The 17,512-nt window shown below is 61.2% G+C and carries 11 protein-coding genes; 7 read left to right on the top strand and 4 right to left on the bottom strand.

Annotated elements, in window-relative coordinates:
* Positions 1 to 2,561 (bottom strand): GNAT family N-acetyltransferase (locus WCG50_RS11445; RefSeq protein WP_336899730.1); only part of this gene is annotated, 2,561 nt, incomplete at its 3' end.
* Between the two features lie 101 nt (positions 2,562 to 2,662).
* Between WCG50_RS11445 and WCG50_RS11440 the strand changes: the two genes are divergently transcribed.
* The 4 genes from WCG50_RS11440 (at position 2,663) to WCG50_RS11425 (ending at position 10,565) form a co-directional block, all read left to right on the top strand.
* The gene (locus tag WCG50_RS11440; RefSeq protein WP_336899729.1) at positions 2,663 to 3,556 is read left to right on the top strand and encodes a prenyltransferase; all 894 of its coding nucleotides are present in this window, start codon (positions 2,663 to 2,665) and stop codon (positions 3,554 to 3,556) included.
* A 44-nt stretch (positions 3,557 to 3,600) separates the two neighbouring features.
* Complete coding sequence (gene dinB, locus WCG50_RS11435; protein WP_336899731.1) at positions 3,601 to 4,830, top strand: DNA polymerase IV; 1,230 nt, start codon at positions 3,601 to 3,603, stop codon at positions 4,828 to 4,830.
* Between the two features lie 375 nt (positions 4,831 to 5,205).
* Complete coding sequence (locus tag WCG50_RS11430) at positions 5,206 to 8,250, top strand: chemotaxis protein CheB (RefSeq protein WP_336899728.1); 3,045 nt, start codon at positions 5,206 to 5,208, stop codon at positions 8,248 to 8,250.
* Positions 8,247 to 10,565 (top strand): EAL domain-containing protein, encoded by a 2,319-nt coding sequence (locus WCG50_RS11425; protein ID WP_336899727.1) that lies wholly within the window; start codon positions 8,247 to 8,249, stop codon positions 10,563 to 10,565. The genes WCG50_RS11430 and WCG50_RS11425 overlap by 4 nt, the downstream gene beginning before the upstream one ends.
* 44 nt (positions 10,566 to 10,609) lie before the next feature.
* Here WCG50_RS11425 and queF read toward each other — a convergent pair whose 3' ends face one another.
* From queF to yaaA, 3 genes are read right to left on the bottom strand one after another with little or no spacing between them, the layout of a single operon-like run.
* On the bottom strand, positions 10,610 to 11,494 hold the full coding sequence (gene queF, locus WCG50_RS11420) for an NADPH-dependent 7-cyano-7-deazaguanine reductase QueF (protein WP_336899726.1): 885 nt from the start codon (positions 11,492 to 11,494) through the stop codon (positions 10,610 to 10,612).
* The gene (locus WCG50_RS11415) at positions 11,491 to 12,441 is read right to left on the bottom strand and encodes an alpha/beta fold hydrolase (RefSeq protein ID WP_336899725.1); all 951 of its coding nucleotides are present in this window, start codon (positions 12,439 to 12,441) and stop codon (positions 11,491 to 11,493) included. Before WCG50_RS11415 ends, queF begins: the two co-directional genes overlap by 4 nt.
* Positions 12,442 to 12,491: 50 nt before the next feature.
* Entirely contained in the window at positions 12,492 to 13,271 is a 780-nt protein-coding gene (yaaA, locus tag WCG50_RS11410; RefSeq protein WP_336899724.1) for a peroxide stress protein YaaA, read from the bottom strand.
* Between the two features lie 168 nt (positions 13,272 to 13,439).
* On the opposite strand from yaaA, the gene ahpC reads away from it, so the two are divergent.
* From ahpC to WCG50_RS11395, 3 genes are all read left to right on the top strand, one after another.
* Positions 13,440 to 14,003: an alkyl hydroperoxide reductase subunit C gene (gene ahpC / locus WCG50_RS11405; protein ID WP_336899723.1), complete on the top strand. Its 564-nt coding sequence runs from the start codon at positions 13,440 to 13,442 to the stop codon at positions 14,001 to 14,003.
* A 112-nt stretch (positions 14,004 to 14,115) separates the two neighbouring features.
* Positions 14,116 to 15,687, top strand: a complete 1,572-nt coding sequence (gene ahpF, locus WCG50_RS11400) for an alkyl hydroperoxide reductase subunit F (protein WP_336899722.1) — start codon at positions 14,116 to 14,118, stop codon at positions 15,685 to 15,687.
* 93 nt (positions 15,688 to 15,780) lie between these two features.
* Positions 15,781 to 17,512, top strand: a 1,732-nt coding sequence (locus tag WCG50_RS11395; RefSeq protein ID WP_336899721.1) for a valine--tRNA ligase, incomplete at its 3' end; no start/stop codon positions are given.

The following is a 17,512-nucleotide window of genomic DNA, read 5'->3' as shown; positions in this document are numbered from 1 at the left end:
ATCTCGGACAGGCCTTTTTCACGGGCCACGTCCATGATCGACAGCATCAGGCGCGAACCCAAGCCCTTGCCGCCCATATCGTCCGACACCACCAGCGAGAACTCGCAACTGGTGCGGTCCGGGTTGGTGATGTAGCGCGACACGCCCACGATGCGCGACACCTCGGTGGTCACACCTTCATCGTCCACCTTGCGATCGCGGGTGACAGCGACCAGCGCCATTTCGCGGTCGTAATCAATCAGCGTGAAGCGTGCCAGCATGCTGGCGGGCAGCTCCGGCATGCTCGACACAAACCGGAAGTAGCGGCTCTGGGTCGAGAGGCTGCGCACAAAGGTTTGCAGCATGTCGGCGTCATCCGGGTGAATCGGGCGCACCACGTATTCGCCGCCACCGGGCATGGGCCACACTTGCTCAAGTTGCGATGGGTACGGCAGAATAGCCAAGTGGTTGTAATTGCGGGCCGACGGCGGCGCACTCTCGATCACGATGCGGGCATCGACCGCCACTGCGCCGGATTCGTCCACGATGATCGGGTTGATGTCCATCTCACGCAGTTGCGGCAGCTCGCAGACCATTTCTGACACGCGCAACAGCACTTGCTCCAGCGCTTCCATGTCCACCGCTGGCGCGCCATGCCATTCGCCCAGCGTCTCCGCCACACGGGCGCGGTCGATCAGTCTGCGGGCCAAAAACTGGTTCAAGGGCGGCAACTCCATCGCCCGGTCGTTCATCAGTTCGATCATGGTGCCACCGGCGCCAAAGGAAATCACCGGGCCAAACGGGTCATCAGTCACCAGGCCCACATTAATCTCGCGACCCCGTTTCTGGCTAGACATGTTCTGGATGGTGACGCCGTTGATGCGCGCCTTGGGCTTGAGCTTGGCCACTGTCTGCATCATGTTCGCAAAGACATCGCGCACCCCCACAGCGTTCATGACGTTGAGCGCCACGCCCTGCACATCGGACTTGTGGCTGATGTCGGGCGAGTCGATCTTGAGCGCCACCGGGAAACCCAGCTGGGTGGCGATCATGATGGCTTCGTTCACGCTGCGCGCCAAAATCGTTTTGGTGACAGGAATATGAAACGCGGCCAGCAAGGCCTTTGACTCCATCTCGGTCAGCACCTTGCGGCGCTCGGCCAGCACGCTTTCGATCAGGATTCGGGCGCCTTCCACATCGGGCTTGGCCAGGTTCGACAAGGGCGGCGGCGTTTGCTGCAGCAGTTGCTGATTTTGGTAGAAAGACGCAATGTTGCCAAAAGCCCCCACCGCCGCTTCCGGCGTGCGAAAGGTCGGAATGGTCGACTCGTTCAGAATTCGGCGAGCCTCGCCCACCGTGGCGTCGCCCATCAGGCAGGTCAACAAGGGCTTGCCGAGTTGCTTCTGGCTTTCAGCCAGCGCGGTGGCGATCAGGGCGCTGTCCATGCCAATCTTGGGCGAGTAAATTACCAACACGCCGTCAATCTGGCGCGCTTTGCCAGCGGCTTCGATCGCGGCCTTGAAATGCTCGGGACCGGCTTCTTCAGACACATCAATCAGGTCGCATAACGACGCCAGCGGCGGCAACAGCGGCTTGAGGTCTTTAATCTGATCGGCATCCAGGGTGGCCAACTCCAGCTTGATTTCGCAAATCCAGTCCGCCGCCAACACACCCGGCCCACCGCCGTTGGTGACAATGGCCAGGCGGCGCCCAACCGGTTTGTAGCGCGAGGCCAGGCACTTGGCGGCCGAGAACAACTCCACAAACGAGCGCACCCGCACCGCACCGGCGCGGCGCAAGGCGGCATCAAACACGTCGTCGCTGCCCACGATCGAACCCGAGTGCGTGAGCGCAGCCCGGTTGCCCGAGGGTTTGCGGCCGGCCTTGAGCACCACCACCGGTTTGGCGTTCGCGGCGGCCCGCAGCGCGCTCATGAAACGACGCGAATCGGTGATGCCTTCGAGGTAAACCACGATGCTGTGGGTTTGCGCATCAGAGGCCAAAAAGTCGAGCACTTGCGCCATGTCCACGGCGGTATTGGGGCCGAGCGACACCACGGTCGAGAAACCCACACCATTTTTTTGGGCCCAATCCAAAATCGACGAGGTCAGGGAACCCGATTGCGACACCAGCGCCAGCGGCCCTTTGGCACACATGACACCTGCCACACTGGCGTTCAGTCCCAGGAAGGGGCGCTGAAAGCCGAGGCAATTAGGGCCCAGCAGGTGCATGCCATCGCGTTTGGCTATTTTGTGCATTTCGGCGGCCAGCGTGGCGTTGATGCCACTGGAAATCACCAGCGCGGCGCGGCACTTGATACGCCCCGCCACTTCCAGCGCTGTGGCCACTTCGGCCACCGGCATCACGATGATGGCCAGATCGGCGTGGGTTTGGGCCAGGTCAGCCAGCGTGCCGATGGTGTGGATGTCGACAAACGTGAGGCGACCGGTGTAGCACTGGGACACCAGCGCGTCGTGCAAAGCCTGTGCCTGCAGCGTTTGTTCGGCCGGTACGTCTACCTTGCCCGCAAAGACAACAATAGATTTGGGCGAGAACAAAGGGGTAAGAAAATGCTGATCCATGGGGCGTCCAATCGGAAAATAGTTGCTGCACCGCAGCATAGACATTTTAAATCTTCCAAACCTTGACTTGGCTCAATTCAGTATCGCGCTATCCTCAGGACATGAATAAAATTTTCCTCTGGCTGGGCCCAGCGCGCCTGCCCTTTCTGATCCTGACACCGGCCTGTATTTTGCTGGGCGTGGCCTGCGTGAAAGCGACCAATGGCCACGTCAACTATTTGCAGGCCTTGCTGGTGCTTGTGGGCGCGGTGGCGGCCCACATCAGCGTCAATTCGTTCAACGAATACCAGGACTATCGCAGCGGGTTGGATGCCATGACCCAGCGCACCCCATTCAGCGGCGGCAGCGGTGTGCTGCCCGCGCACCCGGAACTGCTGGGCAGCACCCTGATGATGGCCATCACCAGCCTGTTCATCAGCATGGCAGTGGGGTTTTATTTTGTAGTAGAGCGGGGCCCAGCCTTGCTGCCGCTGGGCCTGGCGGGCGTGCTGCTGGTGCTGATCTACACCGAGTGGATCACGCGCCACCCGGTGCTGTGCCTGGTAGCACCCGGTGTGGGCTTTGGACCCCTGATGATTTTGGGCACCCAGGTGGCCCTGACCGGCGCGTATTCTGCGACCGCCACAGTGGCCTCGCTGGTGCCGTTTTTCCTGGTCAACAACCTGCTGCTCCTCAACCAGTTCCCGGACGCCGAGGCGGACCGCCGTGTGGGCCGCAAACATATTCTGGTCACCTCCGGCCCCACGGTCGGCGCACGCTGGTACGCCGTCCAAACGGCTCTGGCGTTTGCCAGCATTGCGCTGGGCGTGTTGAGCGGCCTGCTGCCGGTGGGCGCACTGCTCGGCCTGGGCGTATTGTTTCTGGCAGTACCGACCACGCGTGACGTGCTGCTGCATGCCACCGACGTGCAACGCCTGCTCCCCGCCATGGGTCGCAACGTGGCCATTAACCTGCTGACGCCCGTGCTGATGGCGATCGGGATCATCATGTCGTGAGCACGCCACCGGGCGGTTTGATCCGCCGCATTGCCCACCTCGACATGGACGCTTTTTATGCGTCGGTCGAATTGCTGCGCTACCCGCAGCTCAAGGGCTTGCCCGTGGTGATTGGCGGCGGGCGGCGCACCGTGGATGACGCTCTGAGGCTGGCCGGATCGGCGTTGATCGATGGCGAACCCACCGAGCGACCTTTGTCCAAAATCCCGGTGGCCGATTTCCCCCGGCTCAAAGACTACACCGGGCGCGGCGTCATCACCACCGCCACCTACGCGGCGCGCCAGTTTGGCGTCGGCTCGGCGATGGGGCTGATGAAGGCCGCCAAACTGTGCCCGCAAGCCATATTGCTGCCGGTGGACTTTACTGAAATCCGCAAGTACTCGCGCGCCGTGAAAGACATCATTCTGGACATTGCCCCGCTGATGGAAGACAGGGGAATTGACGAAGTTTTTATCGATTTCACCGAGGTGCCCGGCGGCCAGCGCGAAGGCGGGCGGGTGCTGGCGCGGCTCATGCAAAAAACCATTTTTGAGCAGACCGGCCTGACCTGCTCGGTGGGCGTGGCGCCCAACAAGCTGATCGCCAAAATGGCCAGCGAATTCAACAAGCCCAACGGCATCGCCATTGTTTTTGAAGACGATCTGGAAAGCAAAATCTGGCCGCTGGCCTGCCGAAAAATCAACGGCATTGGCCCCAAGGCGGATGAAAAGCTCAAGGCATTGGGCATTGAGACCATCGGGCAGTTGGCCGAGCACGACCTGCAATGGCTGATCGACCACTTCGGCCAGAAAACCGGCGCCTGGATGTTTGACGCCGCCCACGGCATTGACGCGCGCCCGATCGTGCTGGAAAGCGAACCGGTCTCCATCAGCCGCGAGACCTCGTTTGAGCGCGACCTGCACGCGGTGCGCGACAAGGCTGAACTCGGCGCCATCTTCACGCGACTGTGCGAGCAGGTGGCGAGTGATTTGCAGCGCAAAGGCTATGTGGGCAAGACCATCGGCATCAAGCTGCGTTATGACGATTTCAAGAGCGTGACCCGCGACCACACGCTGGACCATTACACCGACGACGCCCACACCCTGCGCCAGATTGCCGGCCAGTGCCTGAAGCGCGTACCGCTGACCCAGCGCTTGCGCTTGCTGGGCGTGCGCGTGGGGTCGCTGGCCAAAGCGGGTAATTCTGATGTTTATGAGCCAAATAAGGCTCTAGCCCCCGAACTACCTGCGCTGACAGCTATTGATTCAGTAGTATTTACAGATCAATTGTTTTGAATTTTTGTTCTTGTGCCTGCTTGCGTGTTCTTTCTGTTTCTGGCCATTTCAACAGCCGGAAGCACTTGCTTCTATCGGGGGAAAGCTAAAAAATTCTAATTGGGGTCAGATTCCAATTAATTCACAACACCGCGCAAGGCGCGGGGGTGGGGCGGAGGTCGGGGGCGATTTCAAAAAGCGAAGCGTTGAGAGCCCCCGGCCTCCACCCCGGCCCCGCGCCGGTTCAAAGGGAGCACCCGGCCCTCTGCCCCCGCAGCCAAAGCATCCCATTTGCGAACCAACATAAAGCAACAAAAATGAGCACCCAAAACTCCGCCCTACCCCTCTAAAATCCAACCGAAACCCAGAAAATTGTTTGCCTCACCAAAGCCCGTCATGACACCCAAAAAACCTGCTAAAGCGCCTTCTAAAGCGCTCGCTATTGTTACTGCCCCGGTCACGCCCACCGTGAGCGACGCCAAGGCCAGTTTTCCGATCGTGGGCATTGGCGCTTCAGCCGGCGGGCTGGCGGCGTTTGAGTCGTTCTTCTCGGGCATGTCGCTTGATGCCGCCCCCGGCATGGCCTTTGTACTGGTGCAGCATCTGGCGCCTGACCACAAAAGCATTTTGAGCGACCTGATTCGGCGCTACACCCACATGCATGTTTTTGAAGTGGAAGACGGCATGGTGGTGCAGGTGAACTGCGTCTACATCATCCCGCCCAACCACGACATGGCCCTGCTCAACGGCACGCTGCAGCTGCTGGAGCCCACCGCGCCGCGCGGCCAACGCCTGCCAATTGACTTTTTCTTTAGCTCACTGGCGCAAGACCAGCGCGAGCGTGCCATTGCCGTTGTGCTCTCGGGCACCGGCAGCGATGGCGCACAAGGTGTGCGCGCCGTCAAGGCCGAAGGCGGCTTGATCTTGGCGCAAACGCCGGAAACCACCGAGTTTGATGGCATGCCGCGCAGTGCCATTGCCACCAACATGGTCGACTTCCAACTGGCCCCCAACGAGATGCCGGCCCAACTTCAGGCCTACGCCACGCACGCTTTTGGCAATGGCATGCGTGCGATCAGCGGCCCGGTCATCAACAACGAGAGTGCGCTCAAAAAAATCTTCATCCTGCTGCGCTCACAGACTGGCCACGACTTCTCCAACTACAAGCCCAGCACCATCCACCGCCGCATTGAGCGGCGCATGGCGGTGCACCAGATCGACTCGTTTGATGGCTACGTCAAATACCTGCAACAAACCCCGACCGAGGTCGAGGCACTGTTTGGCGACCTGCTGATCGGGGTGACCAACTTTTTCCGTGACCCGGAAGCGTTTCAGGTACTTGAAGAGCAGGCCATCCCCAAACTTTTTGAGAACAAACCGGCCGGTGCCGTGGTGCGGATCTGGGTCACCGCGTGCTCGACTGGCGAAGAGGCTTACTCGATTGCCATCTTGTTGCAAGAGCGTATGTCCGCGCTCAAGACGCCCTACACGGTGCAGATCTTTGCCACCGACATTGACAGCCGGGCCATTGCCACCGCCCGCGCCGGGCTCTACCAGGCCAGCATTGCCGCCGACCTGACGCCGGAGCGGCTGGCACGTTTCTTTACCGTGGAGCCGGACGGCAGCGCCTACCGCATCCACAAAAGCACGCGCGACCTGATGGTGTTCTCCGAGCAGGACCTGATCAAAGACCCGCCCTTCTCCAAGCTCGACCTTGTTACCTGCCGCAACCTGCTGATCTACATGAACCTGGAGCTGCAGAAAAAACTGGTACCCCTGTTTCATTACGCCCTGAAGCCCGGCGGCTTGCTGTTTTTGGGCACTTCCGAAGGCATTGGCGAGTTTGACGAACTATTTGCCGTGCTTGACCGCAAGTCAAAGCTCTACCAGCGCAAGGACAATTTTGAGGGCATGCAGCGCGTCACCTTATCGCGGTTTTTGCCGACCTTGTCGGCGCCCGAGGCCACCACCCCCCGCAGCGGCGCCATCAAACTCCCGAACTCTGGCAGCAAGACGCTGCGCGAACTGACCGAACAGGCACTGCTGCAGCAGTGGGCGCCGGCCAGCGTGCTGGTCAATGCCAAGGGTGACATCCTTTACCTGCACGGGCGTACCGGCATGTACCTGGAGCCGAGCCCGGGCGAAGCAGGGATCAACAACATCCTGAAAATGGCGCGCGAGGGGCTGCGCCGCGACCTTACCACCACCTTGTTGCAAGCGGCCAACCGCCAGGAGGCGGTGCAATGTCATAACCTGAACGTCAAGACCAACGGCCACTTCACCCGTGTCAACCTGAGCGTGTCGCCGGTCAAGACCGGCCCACCGGCCATCCCGCAATCGCCCGAAACTGTGTTGTACCTGGTGGTGCTGCAAGAAGCGCCGGAGGCTGATGTCACCGCCTTGGCGCTGGCCGGCGCTGCAAACGGTCACGAGGCAGGCACCGTGGGGCTGGATGCCGAGTCCCGCATTGCGGCGCTGCAGCTTGAACTGCGCTCCAAAGATGAGTACCTCCAGACCACCCACGAGGAACTGGAAAGCTCCAACGAGGAACTCAAGTCGTCCAACGAAGAGATGCAGTCAGTCAACGAAGAACTGCAGTCCACCAACGAAGAGATGGAAACCTCGCGCGAGGAACTGCAGTCGGTCAACGAAGAACTGGCCACCGTCAACACCGAGCTGCAAACCAAGGTGGCCGACCTGTCGCGTGCCAATAACGACATGAACAACCTGCTGGCCGGCACCGGCATTGGCACGGTGTTTGTGGACCACCAGTTGCGCATCCTGCGCTTTACGCCAGCGGCGTCCCAGATCATCAACCTGATTCCCAGCGACATGGGCCGGCCGGTGGCGCACATCGTCTCCAACCTAGTGGGCTACAACAGCCTGGTGGCCGACCTGCAGTCGGTGCTCAACACGCTGGTCAGTAAAACGGTGGAAGTCCAGACCCAGGATGGCCGCTGGTACACCATGCGCATCCAGCCCTACCGCACGCTGGACAACGTGATCGAGGGCGCCGTGATCACCTTCACCGACATCATGGAACTCAAACTTGCTGAAGCCGCGCTGCGTAAATCAACCAACGACCTGCTGCGCATGGCGGTGGTGGTGCGTGATGCGTCGGACGCCATCACGGTGCAGGACCTGGAAGGCCGTACCCTGGCCTGGAACCCGGGTGCGACGCGCTTGTATGGCTGGAGCGAAGCGCAGGCGCTCAAGCTCAATGTGCAGGACCGCATCCCCGAAAACCAGCGCGAAGGCGCGCTGGCGCGACTGGCGCAACTGAGTCGGCTTGAAACCCTGCAGCCCTACCGCACCCAACGCCTCAGCAAGGCGGGCGCAGTGCTGGAGATATCGATCATTTCCAGTGCGCTGGTCAACGAATCCGGCCAGATGTACGCCATTGCCACGACCGAGAGGGCTATTGAGGAGAACGCCGCATGACCGATTCGGACTCATCCGCCTCCAGCCTGACGCCTGTACCCAGCGCGCGCCCGTCGCTGCGCCAGCAGGCTGAAGAGAAGTACCAAAGCACCCAGGCCCAGCGCGCGCCTGACCCGTCCACCCTGTCGCCGCAAGCCGTTCACCTGATGCTGCATGAGTTGTCGGTGCACCAGATTGAGCTGGAAATGCAAAACGAGGAATTGCGCCAGTCGCAGACCCAACTCGCCACCGAACAGGCACGTTATTTCGACCTTTATGACCTGGCGCCGGTGGGCTACCTCTCGCTTGACATGGACGGACTCATCCAGCAGGCCAACCTCACGGCGGCGACCTTGCTGAAGGCAGCGCGGGGCGCACTTATCCGGCAGCCGATGGCCCGGTTCATCGCCTCTGAAGACCAGGACGACTATTACTTGCTCCAAAAAAAACTGGTTAATACCCAGGTACTTCAATCGTGTGAGCTGCGCCTGAAAAGGGGGGACGACACGCCCTTCTGGGTTCACCTGGCCGCCAGCGCCAGCGCGGACGACAACGGCGGCGCCACGCTGCGCGTGGTGCTGACCGACATCAACGAGCGCAAGCGGGCGGAGCAACAGTTGCTGGAAGGTCAAACGCTGCTGCGCGAGTCGGCGCAGCAAAACCAGATCATTCTGGACAACATGCTGGACGGTGTCATCACCCTCAATGCGCAGGGCCTGATCCAGACCTTCAACCTGGCCGCCAGCCAAATTTTCGGTTACCACGCGCAGGAGATGCTGGGGCATAACGTGAACCTGCTGATGCCCGAGCCGCACCGCAGCCAGCACGACGGCTACCTGCAGCACCACCAGCGCGCCGGCACAACCCGCATCATTGGCCAGACGCGCGAGGTCGAGGGCCTGCGCCAGGACGGCACGCTGGTCCACTTGACCTTGTCGGTGTCCAAAGCCACCCACCAGGGCCAGCCGGTCTTCATTGGGCTGGTGCGCGACAACACCCAGCAACACCACGCGATCGAAGAAATTCGGCGGCTGGCTTTTTTCGACCCCCTCACCGGCTTGCCCAACCGGCGCCTGCTGCTGGACCGGATCAGCCAGGCGATGGTGACGTCGGGCCGCACGGGCATGCATGCCGCCCTGATGTTTCTGGACCTGGACCATTTCAAGCGCCTCAACGACAGCCTGGGCCATGACTATGGCGACTTGCTGCTGCAAATGGTGTCGACCCGGCTGCAGGCCTGCGTTCGCGAAGGCGACACCGTGGCCCGCATCGGCGGCGACGAGTTTGTGCTGCTGCTGGAAGGCCTGAGCAACTACACGCCGGAAGCCGCCGCGCAAGCAGAAACACTGGCCAACAAAATTATTCAGGTGATGGGCCAACCCTACAGCCTGCACGGACTCACCCACACCAGCACGCCCAGCATTGGCATCGCGGTGTTCATGGCCGACCAGGAAACGGTGGAGGAATTGATTAAAAAATCCGATGCCGCCATGTACCAGGCCAAAGCAGGCGGGCGCAATACCTTTCGCTTCTTTGACCCCGAGATGCAAGCCGCCGCCGCCGACCATGCCGAGCTGGAGACCGACTTGCGCACCGGGCTGGCCAAGCATCAGTTTTTGCTGCTCTACCAGATTCAGGTCAACCAGCTGGGCGCGCCCATTGGGGCCGAAGCGCTGGTGCGCTGGCAGCACCCGACGCGGGGCCGGGTGTCGCCGGCCCACTTCATTGCCCTGGCCGAAGAGTCGGGGCTGATCTTGCCGCTGGGCCAATGGGTGCTCGATACCGCCTGCACCCAACTGCGGGCCTGGGCCGACCAACTTGCGACCGCCCACTGGACCATGGCCGTCAACGTGAGCGCGCTCCAGTTTGCCCAAGCCGACTTCGTGGACACCGTCACGCAAACCGTGCAACGCAGCGGCGTCAACCCGAGCCTGCTCAAGCTGGAACTGACCGAAAGCATGCTGGTGGGCAACGTGCCCGAGACCATCGTCAAGATGGGCGCCCTGCAGGCACTGGGCGTGCGGTTTTCGCTCGACGACTTTGGCACCGGCTACTCGTCGCTGTCTTACCTGAAACGGCTGCCGCTGGACCAGCTCAAGATCGACCAGTCGTTTGTGATTGACCTGCAGATTGACTCCAACGACGCGGTGATTGCCCGCGCCATCGTGGCGCTGGGCCACAGCCTGGACATGAAGGTGATTGCCGAAGGCGTGGAAACCGTCGAGCAGCGCGACTTTTTGGCCGCCTATGGCTGCGACGCCTTCCAGGGCTATTACTTTGGCCGCCCGGTGCCAGCCAGTGAGTTGGGCGTTTTTATAAGCCAAAACAAGCTATAGCCCCCGTGCTGCCTGCGCTAGATGCTACTTAATCAATAGCAAATTTATTGCCGCGCCGTGCGCGTATTGGCCGGCAAGCCCTGCGGAAAACTGGTGCGAAACGGGTTGATGTCAAGCCCGCCGCGGCGCGTGTAGCGCGCATACACGCTGAGTTTCAAGGGTTTGCAGCGGGTCCAGAGGTCCATGAAGATGCGCTCCACGCACTGCTCATGGAACTCGTTGTGGTTGCGGTAGCTCACCAGGTATTGCAGCAGCCCTTCCTGGTCGATCGGCGCGCCGGTGTAGCTGATCTGCACGCTGCCCCAGTCGGGCTGGCCGGTGACCAGGCAGTTGCTCTTGAGCAGGTTGCTGACCAGCACTTCGGTCACGGGCGCATCGGCTTCCAGCGTTTTGAGCAAATCAGGCGCCGGGGTGTAGCGGGTGCATTCAACGTCGAGCCGGTCCAGGCTCAGGCCGTCCAACTCGTACAGCGGCTCGCGGTCAAAGAATTCGGGCAGCAAAATTTTGACGCCAATGCTTGACGGCGCCGGGCCGCGGGCGGCCGTGTCGCGGGCGGTGTCGCGCCACACGGCTTCGCTCAGGTCGGCCCGCAGGCGGGTTTTGACCGCATCCACATCGGAAAACGGCGTGTTGTTGAAGCTGTTGAGGTAGAGCTTGAAGGACTTGCTCTCGATGATGTTGGGTGTCTCGCTGGGCACCGTGAAATGCGCCAGCGCCACCTGCGGTTTGCCGCGCAGGTTGAGCCAGCTCAGCTCAAACGCGGTCCACAGGTCGGCGCCAAAAAACGGCGGGGCGGCGCCGATGCCAATCTCGGCGCGCTTGCCGGCCCGGGGAATCGGGAACAGCAGCGAGGCGTCGTAGTGGTCGATGTAAGCCGAGGCTTTGCCCAGCTGGGAATTGTCAGGGTGGTTCGTAGCTGGGTGGTTCATGGCGTGGTGCTCGGTGCGGTGGAACGGGCGCGCCCATCGGCGGCCCGTAAATGGGGAATAAGTTCAGCCAGCATTTGCGCTACGGGCACGGGTGGCAGGTCGTGGCCCAGGCCGTCAAAGCCAACCAGTTTGGCACCAGGAATACGCCGGGCCGTGTCTTCGCCACAGGCATAAGGCACCAAAGGGTCGGCCTTGCCGTGCAGCACCAGCGTGGGCGCGATGATCTTCGGCAACTCGGCAGCGCGGGTGGTGTCGGCCATCACCGCCACCATTTGGCGCAGCGTGCCGTGCGGATAAAAACCGCGCTCATAAGCCAGCAAGATGCGCTCACGCAACTCAGGCTCGGGCGTCGGATACGCCGGGCTGCCAATAGCGTTGAAAAGGCGCACGTAATGGTCGGCCACCGCTTGCGGGCTGCGGTTGGCCGGGCGCTGGAACAGCACGCGAATCACCTCGGGTCGGGCTTGCGGCAGGCCTTTGGCGCTGCTGGTGCTCATCACGCTGGTGAGGCTCAGCACCCGCTGGGGCGCAGCCAGCGCCAGCCGCTGCGCGATCATGCCGCCCATGCTGACGCCCAGCACATGCGCTTGGCTGATGCCCAGCGCGTCGAGCACGCCCAGCGAGTCCGCCGCCATGTCGCCCAGGCTGTAGGGCGCCTTGGGCTGCAGGCCGAGCTTGTAGCGCAGGCTTTGCCACAGCAGGTTGGGCTTGCCCAAAGCCTCGCAGCGCTGGCTCAGGCCGACGTCGCGGTTGTCGTGGCGAATCACCCGGTAGCCCGCGTCTACCAGCGCTTGCACCAATGACTCTGGAAACGCCACCAGCTGCATGCCCAGCCCCATGATGAGCAGCACCGCCGGCCGGTGCGCGCCCCCGCTGGCCGGGCCAGAACCCCAGCCGGAGCCGGTGTCTTCGACTTCGATGTCCAGGTTATTTGCTCTTATTTTCATAGCTTGTTGCGCTTATAGTACGGGGGGCTAGAGGCTGATTTGTTGTAAATTCAGGCTGTCGGCGAGTCGCGCCGGAACACCAACCGGTCCAGGCTGGACGCCGCCGCGTCAAAGGCGTAGCCTTCCGCATCAAACGCTTGCAGTTGCTGTGGCGTGACCACCCGCTGCGTGGCGGCAAAACGCGCCATCAGCCCACGCGCCCGCTTGGCGTAGAAGCTGACGATTTTGAACTGGTCGCCCTTGCGTTCTTCAAACACGCACTCCACCACGCGGGCCTTGAGTGTTTTGGCGTCCACCGCCTTGAAATACTCCTGGCTGGCAAGGTTGACCACCACCGGCGAGATGTCGCGCTGCAGGCGCTCATTCAAGTAATGAGAGATTTTCGCGCCCCAGAATTTGTAGAGGTTGCTGCCGTGGGCGTTGGCCAGCACCGTGCCCATTTCAAGGCGGTAGGGTTGCATGTAGTCCAGCGGGCGCAACACGCCGTACAGGCCGCTCAGAATGCACAGATGCTCTTGCGTCCAGGCCAGATCGTCAGGCGTGAGGCTCTTGGCGTCCAGCCCTTCGTACACATCACCATTGAAGGCCAGCACCGCCTGCTTGGCGTTTTTAGACGTGAACTTGGGGCTCCAGGCGGCATAGCGCGCCACGTTGAGGCCCGCCAAGGTGTCGCTCAGGCTCATCAGGCTGGCGATTTGCTGCGGCGATTTTTCCTGCAAGATGTCAATCAGCTCAGCCGATTGTTTGACGAACAAGGGCTGCGTGTGCGGCACCGCAGGGGGCGCGGGGTCAAAGTCGAGGGATTTGGCGGGGGATAAAAGGAACAGCATGGCAAGAACTCCACTGGGAAGCGTGGATTATCCCTGCGGCGGTGATTAAAAATGCCTATCGATAGCTTTAAGACAAAGCATCACGCAAATGATAGTTCGCCGCTATGATTTCACCCATCGACTCACGGTCGAGATTTCCCCCACCCCATTTTCTACAGGAGTTCCATCATGTCCTTGATCAATACCCAAGTCCAACCGTTCAAAGCCCAAGCCTACCAAGCCGGCAAATTTTTTGAAGTAACCGAGCAGACGCTCAAAGGCAAGTGGTCCGTGGTGGTGTTTTACCCCGCCGACTTCACATTTGTCTGCCCTACCGAACTCGAAGACCTGGCCGACGCGCATGCTGAATTCGCCAAAATTGGCGTGGACATTTACAGCGTCTCCACCGACACCCATTTCGCACACAAGGCCTGGGCCGACACCTCGCCCGCCATCAAGAAAGTTCAATACGCCATGATCGGCGACCCCACCGGCACGATGACCCGCAACTTCGACGTGATGATCGAAGAAGCTGGTTTGGCACTGCGCGGCACCTTCGTGATCAATCCTGAAGGCGTCATCAAGGTTTGCGAAATCCATGACCTCGGCATTGGCCGTGATGCCCATGAACTGTTGCGCAAGGTCAAGGCCGCCCAGTACGTGGCCAACCACGACGGCGAAGTCTGCCCAGCCAAGTGGGTTGAAGGCGCTGCCACCCTGAAGCCATCGCTGGACCTGGTCGGCAAGATCTAATTCCCCCACCGGGGCGCAAAAGGGGGGGCTAACAGCCCTATGTTGCTCTGCCGCATTAGGTGGATCGTGACGCGCTAAGCCCCTCCCCCCATTTATTGAAGAGATGCACACCATGTTGGACGACGACCTCAAAAATCAGCTTAAAGCCTACTTGGAGCGGGTCAGTCAGCCGTTTGAACTGGTGGCATCCCTCAGCGACTCGGACAGCTCACGCGAGTTGCAGCAACTGCTGCAAACGATTGCCAGTCTGTCTCCCAAGATCACGCTGCGGACTGATGGCACAGATGCCCGCAAACCGTCGTTTGGTCTGACTCGCCCCGACCGTGCACAAAGCCTGCACTTTGCGGCCATTCCGCTGGGTCAGGAGTTCACGTCGCTGGTGCTGGCCTTGCTCTGGACCGGCGGCCATCCGCCCAAGGTCGAAGCGGACGTCATCGAACAGATCAAGGCACTTGACGGCGACTTTTCGTTTGAGATTTACATGTCGCTGTCGTGCCACAGCTGCCCGGACGTGGTGCAGGCCCTGAGCCTGATGGCCATATACAACCCGCGCATCAAGACGGTGGTGATTGACGGCGCTCTGTTTCAGGACGAAGTCAACCAGCGCCAGGTCATGGCCGTGCCCACGGTCTATTTGAATGGCGAGGAATTCAGCGCCGGTCACATGAGCCTGGAACAAATTCTGGCCAAGATTGACACCAGCAGCGCCGCCCGCGACGCGGCCATACTGAGCGAGCGCGCGCCTTACGACGTGCTGATCGTTGGCGGCGGCCCGGCCGGTGCGGCGGCGGCGGTGTATGCCGCACGCAAAGGCATCCGTACCGGCGTCGTGGCCGAGCGCTTTGGCGGCCAGGTGAACGACACCATGGGCATCGAGAATTTCATTTCAGTGCAAGAAACCGACGGCCCCAAGTTCGCTGCGGCACTCGAAGCCCACGTTCGCAGCTACGCCGTGGACATCATGAATCTGCAACGCGCTGACCAGTTGATAGCGGCCTCCGAGTCCGGTGGCCTGATCGAAATCAAACTGGCCAACGGCGGCTCGCTCAAGAGCAAGACCGTCATTTTGAGCACCGGTGCGCGCTGGCGCAACATCAACGTGCCGGGCGAAGACCAGTACCGCAACAAAGGCGTGGCCTATTGCCCGCACTGCGATGGTCCTTTGTTCAAAGGCAAGCGCGTGGCGGTGATTGGCGGCGGCAACTCGGGCGTAGAAGCGGCCATCGACCTGGCCGGTCTGGTGGCGCATGTGACGTTGATCGAGTTTGACACCCAGTTGCGCGCCGACGCTGTGCTGGTCAACAAGCTCAAGAGCCTGCCCAATGTGACTATTCACGTCCACGCCCAAACCACCGAGATCACCGGCGACGGCGCCAAGGTCAACGGTCTGCGCTACACCGAGCGCGCCACCGGCGAGGCCCAACAGGTTGAGCTGGAAGGCGTGTTTGTGCAAATTGGCCTGGTGCCCAACACCGAATGGCTCAAAGGCACGCTGGAACTGTCACGCCACGGTGAGATCGTGATCGACGCCAAAGGCCAGACCTCTTTGCCCGGCGTCTTTGCTGCGGGCGACGTGACCACGGTGCCGTTCAAGCAGATCGTCATCGCGGCCGGTGACGGCGCCAAGGCGGCGCTCGGCGCGTTTGATTACCTGATCCGCACCCCGGTCGTTGCGGCCAGCTGACCCGTTGAACCGACCCAGTAAAATCGGGCCAGTTCCCCCTCTTTTTTATGGAACGGCACCTTTCGGTGCCGTTCGTCATTTTTGGCACACCCCATGACCGACACACTCCAGCAGCCCAGCCTCGACAGCCTGTCCAAATCTTTTGAGCCCGCCGCGCTCGAAGCCCATTGGGGCCCGGAGTGGGAGCGCCGTGGCTATGCGGTGGCCGGCCACCGGGGCACCGGATTGCCTGTTGAGGGCGCCGAGTCGTTCGCGATCCAGCTGCCACCGCCCAATGTGACCGGCACGCTGCACATGGGGCACGCGTTCAACCAGACCATCATGGACTCGCTGACCCGCTACCACCGCATGCTTGGCGACAACACGGTCTGGATTCCGGGCACCGACCACGCCGGTATTGCCACCCAAATCGTGGTGGAGCGCCAGTTGCAAGAGCAAAAAGTCAGCCGCCACGACCTCGGCCGCAAAAACTTTGTGAGCAAGGTCTGGGAGTGGAAAGAAAAGAGCGGCAACACCATCACCACCCAAATGCGCCGCATGGGCGACAGCGTGGACTGGAGCCGCGAGTACTTCACGATGGACCCGAAACTGTCCAAAACCGTGACCGAAACCTTTGTGCAGTTGTACGAGCAAGGCCTGATCTACCGCGGCAAGCGCTTGGTGAACTGGGACCCCATTTTGCAAAGCGCGGTGAGTGATCTGGAAGTCGAAAGCGAAGAAGAAGACGGCTTCATGTGGCACATCAGCTACCCGTTTGCCGACGGCCCGCAGCTGGTCGGCGGCGAGTTGGTGGCCGGTTTGACCGTGGCTACTACCCGGCCCGAAACCATGCTGGGCGACGTGGCGGTGATGGTGCACCCTGAAGACGAACGCTACATGCACCTCATTGGCAAACACGTCACCCTGCCCTTGTGCGACCGCACCATCCCCGTGATTGCCGACGACTACGTCGACAAAGCCTTTGGCACCGGCGTGGTGAAAGTCACCCCCGCCCACGACCAGAACGATTACGCCGTGGGCCAACGCCACAAGCTGCCGATGATTTGCGTGCTGACGCTGGACGCCAAGATCAACACCGAAGCGCCAGCCGCTTACCAAGGCCTCGACCGGTTTGTGGCACGCAAAAAAGTGGTGGTCGATTTAACCGCGCTGGAACTGCTGGTGGAAGTCAAAAAACACAAACTGATGGTGCCGCGCTGCGCCCGCACCAGCCAGATCATTGAGCCGATGCTGACCGACCAGTGGTTTGTGGCGATGACCAAGGTCAGCCCGATCGACCCCACCGGCAAATCCATCGCCCAAAAAGCCATCGACGCCGTGCAGTCGGGCGACGTCAAGTTTGTGCCCGAGAACTGGGTCAACACCTACAACCAGTGGATGAACAACATCCAGGACTGGTGCATCAGCCGCCAACTCTGGTGGGGCCACCAAATACCCGCCTGGTACGACGAAGAAGGCAACGTGATCGTGGCCCGCAACGAGCAGGAAGCCCAAGCCAAAGCCCCCGGCAAAACCCTGCGCCGCGACGAAGACGTGCTGGACACGTGGTATTCATCAGCACTGGTGCCGTTCTCAACAATGGGTTGGGGCAATGACAACGAGCCTAATACCGCCCCAGCTTCGGCAGGTAGCGATGCAGCGCTGGGACGAGGCGGGGACGGACGCAGCGATTTGGCGAGCGAAGCGAGTATGAGCAAGACCGTTCCCGCCTCGGCCCAGCGCGGGTCCAGCACTAACGGTCTAAACGACATAGACCTCTACCTGCCGTCAAGCGTGCTGGTAACAGGCTACGACATCATCTTCTTCTGGGTAGCAAGAATGATCA

The organism is Rhodoferax sp. (genome assembly GCF_037143375.1).
In the GTDB taxonomy this organism is placed as follows: Bacteria; Pseudomonadota; Gammaproteobacteria; order Burkholderiales; family Burkholderiaceae_C; genus Rhodoferax.
This window is presented reverse-complemented; position numbering and strand designations above follow the sequence as displayed.

Excerpts from the sequence above, each read along its gene's own strand:
- WCG50_RS11440 (WP_336899729.1), top strand. The coding sequence starts at position 2,663 with ATGAATAAAATTTTCCTCTGGCTGGGCCCAGCGCGCCTGCCCTTTCTG.
- dinB (WP_336899731.1), top strand. The coding sequence starts at position 3,601 with ATGGACGCTTTTTATGCGTCGGTCGAATTGCTGCGCTACCCGCAGCTC.
- WCG50_RS11430 (WP_336899728.1), top strand. The coding sequence starts at position 5,206 with ATGACACCCAAAAAACCTGCTAAAGCGCCTTCTAAAGCGCTCGCTATT.
- WCG50_RS11425 (WP_336899727.1), top strand. The coding sequence starts at position 8,247 with ATGACCGATTCGGACTCATCCGCCTCCAGCCTGACGCCTGTACCCAGC.
- queF (WP_336899726.1), bottom strand. The coding sequence starts at position 11,494 with ATGAACCACCCAGCTACGAACCACCCTGACAATTCCCAGCTGGGCAAA.
- WCG50_RS11415 (WP_336899725.1), bottom strand. The coding sequence starts at position 12,441 with ATGAAAATAAGAGCAAATAACCTGGACATCGAAGTCGAAGACACCGGC.
- yaaA (WP_336899724.1), bottom strand. The coding sequence starts at position 13,271 with ATGCTGTTCCTTTTATCCCCCGCCAAATCCCTCGACTTTGACCCCGCG.
- ahpC (WP_336899723.1), top strand. The coding sequence starts at position 13,440 with ATGTCCTTGATCAATACCCAAGTCCAACCGTTCAAAGCCCAAGCCTAC.
- ahpF (WP_336899722.1), top strand. The coding sequence starts at position 14,116 with ATGTTGGACGACGACCTCAAAAATCAGCTTAAAGCCTACTTGGAGCGG.